At 41.1% G+C, this 694-nt stretch carries 1 protein-coding gene; it reads left to right on the forward strand.

Translation table 11 applies throughout. The features are described 5' to 3' along the window. Window positions 1-241: 241 nt before the first annotated feature. Window positions 242-694 (forward strand): IS110 family transposase (locus tag H8B04_RS16880; RefSeq protein ID WP_190303069.1); only part of this gene is annotated, 453 nt, incomplete at its 3' end.

Here is a 694-nt window from a genome sequence, read left to right on the forward strand (position 1 = left end):
TTGCTGTCCTTTAGATTTGATTTTATATAAACAGATAACGATTTTGTCTTGGCAACTAACTATCGGCAGTGGCTCATTATGTTGCTGTCAAGGTTTCTATACCTAGTTTTGGATCGAATCCACTGCCGCTTTTTCCCTTAGTGGTCAAATAACAATTAGGGTTTGTTACCCATTATGAAGGACTTGAGCCGATGGGGGCATAAAAAGTTAGTGTCTGTTAGTAAACATAAAAATAATCACTATGGAGAGCAAGACAAAATTCTTTATTGGTATAGACGTATCGAAACCCTATTTCGATGCTTCCCTAATGTGCGTGATCGAGCACCAAAAGCAGCCGATCCAGACCATACGCTTTGAAAACAGTATCCAGGGACTTAAACATTTCCATGATTGGCTTAAAAAGAATAAAGTTGCCCTCAATGAGAATACTCTATTGGTAATAGAGAATACTGGGATATACCACCGTTTGCTTTGGGCATTCTGCTGTGATAAAAAACTACCTATCCATATCGGTAATTCTGCCCATATAAAGTGGAGTTTTGGTATTGCCCGGGGTAAAAGTGACAGGATAGACAGTATACGACTGTGCCAGTATGCCTGCCGTGAAGCGGACTCACTGAAATCAACAGGTGTCCTAGATCCCACACTGTTGCGATTGCAGGATCTGATGGCCTCCAGAAGGAGAATGCTTTCT

This window comes from Sphingobacterium litopenaei (assembly GCF_014692495.1).
Taxonomy (GTDB): domain Bacteria; phylum Bacteroidota; class Bacteroidia; order Sphingobacteriales; family Sphingobacteriaceae; genus Sphingobacterium; species Sphingobacterium litopenaei.